The 2,071-nt window shown below is 68.9% G+C and carries 2 protein-coding genes; both read right to left on the bottom strand.

The genetic code is table 11. The features are described 5' to 3' along the window. Positions 1-54: 54 nt before the first annotated feature. Complete coding sequence (gene cysN, locus DQW06_RS24270; RefSeq protein WP_255342149.1) at positions 55-1,338, bottom strand: sulfate adenylyltransferase subunit CysN; 1,284 nt, start codon at positions 1,336-1,338, stop codon at positions 55-57. 181 nt (positions 1,339-1,519) lie between these two features. Continuing rightward, positions 1,520-2,071: sulfate adenylyltransferase subunit CysD (cysD, locus tag DQW06_RS24265; RefSeq protein ID WP_117199376.1), on the bottom strand; the 552-nt coding region annotated here is incomplete at its 5' end.

Genomic DNA, 2,071 nt, shown 5'->3' with positions numbered 1-2,071 from the left:
GCCCGAGGGCGGCCCCCTTCCACCTTCCGGGCGCCCGGCGCGCCCCGGTCGGGGTCAGTCGGTCTTGACGACCATCCCCGCGGCGACCGTGGTGTTGGTGGACTCGTCGATGAGGATGAACCCGCCCGTCTGGCGGTTCTTGGCGTACTCGTCCACGAACAGGGGCTGGGTGGAGCGCAGCCGCACCCGGCCGATCTCATTGAGCGACAGGTGGTCGGCCTGCTCGTCGCGGTGCAGCGTGTTGACGTCCAGCCGGTAGCGCAGGTCCTTGACCATGACCTTCGCGGTGCGGGTGGTGTGCTTGAGGATGAGTTTGGAGCGCGGCGTGAGCTTGCGCGCGTCCGTCATCCAGCACACCATCGCCTCCAGGTCCTGGGTGACCGCGGGGGCGTTGTTGGGGCGGCAGATCATGTCGCCCCGGGAGATGTCGATCTCGTCCTCCAGCAGGAGGGTGACCGACATCGGCGAGTAGGCCTCGGTGACGTCGCCGTCGGCGGTGACGATCCTGGCGATCCGCGTGTTCAGCCCGGACGGCAGGTGGGTGACCTCGTCGCCCGGCTTGAGGACGCCGCCCGCGATCTGGCCCGCGTAACCCCGGTAGTCGTGCAGCTCGGGGTCGGCCGACCTGTGCGGCCGGATCACGTACTGCACGGGGAAGCGCGCGTCGATGAGGTTGCGGTCGGAGGCGATGTGCACGTTCTCCAGGTGGTGGAGCAGGGAGGGCCCGGTGTACCAGGGCATGTTCTCCGAGCGGCTCACCACGTTGTCGCCGTTCAGGGCCGAGATCGGCACGAAGGTCAGGTCGCACACGTCCAGCTTGGTGGCGAAGTCGGCGAACTCGGCCCGGATCTCCTCGAAGCGCTCCTGGGAGTAGTCCACCAGGTCCATCTTGTTGACCGCCAGCACCAGGTGGGGCACCTGGAGCAGGGTGGTGAGGAAGGCGTGGCGGCGGCTCTGCTCCTGCAGGCCCTTGCGCGCGTCCACCAGGATGATGGCGAGGTCGGCCGTGGAGGCGCCCGTGACCATGTTCCGGGTGTACTGGATGTGCCCGGGGGTGTCGGCGATGATGAAGGTGCGCTTGGGGGTGGCGAAGTAGCGGTACGCCACGTCGATGGTGATGCCCTGTTCGCGCTCGGCGCGCAGGCCGTCGGTGAGCAGCGCCAGGTTGGTCTGCTCCTCGCCGCGCGCGACGCTGGTGCGCTCCACCGCGTCGAGCTGGTCCTCGAAGATGGACTTGGAGTCGAACAGCAGTCGGCCGATCAGGGTGCTCTTGCCGTCGTCGACGGAACCCGCCGTCGCGAACCGCAGGATGTCGTTACTCATGCTTGCCTGGTCCAATGCGGAGTGTGTGGTCTGCGGGGAACGGGTTCCGGCGCGGGTGCCAGTGGGCTGGCCCGAACGTCGCCGGTGTGGTGCGCGGGGTCCTGACCCGCGTGCCGGCCGGTGTCGGCGCCCGAACCTCGCCACGAGTACGAGGTCCGGCGGACGGGGCGGGCCGTGGACCCTCCCGGCGGTCGCGCTAGAAGTAGCCCTCGCGCTTGCGGTCCTCCATGGCGGCCTCGCTGGTGCGGTCGTCCGCCCGCGTCTGCCCCCGCTCGGTCACCCTGGTCGCGGCGATCTCGGCGATGATGTCGTCGATCTCCACGGCCGTGGACTTGACCGCCCCGGTGCAGGTGAGGTCGCCGACGGTGCGGTAGCGGACGGTCTCGGTGAACGGGACCTCGGTCTCGTCGCGGTTGATGATGGGCGAGTTCGACAGCAGGATGCCGTCGCGCTCGAAGACCTCGCGCTCGTGGGCGAAGTAGATCGAGGGCAGCTCCAGCCGCTCCCGCTTGATGTAGGCCCACACGTCCAGCTCGGTCCAGTTGGAGATCGGGAAGACCCGGATGTGCTCGCCCCGCTCGATGCGGGTGTTGAACACGCTCCACAGTTCGGGGCGCTGGTTCTTGGGGTCCCACTGGCCGAACTCGTCGCGGAAGGAGAAGACCCGTTCCTTGGCCCGGGCCTTCTCCTCGTCGCGTCGCGCACCGCCGAAGGCGGCGTCGAAGCCGTTCTCCTCGATGGCCTCCAG

It is taken from the genome of Nocardiopsis sp. TNDT3, from assembly GCF_003427465.1.
GTDB lineage: Bacteria > Actinomycetota > Actinomycetes > Streptosporangiales > Streptosporangiaceae > Nocardiopsis > Nocardiopsis dassonvillei.
Note: the sequence above shows the minus strand (reverse complement) of the source record. Positions and strands in the feature narration are given on the sequence as shown.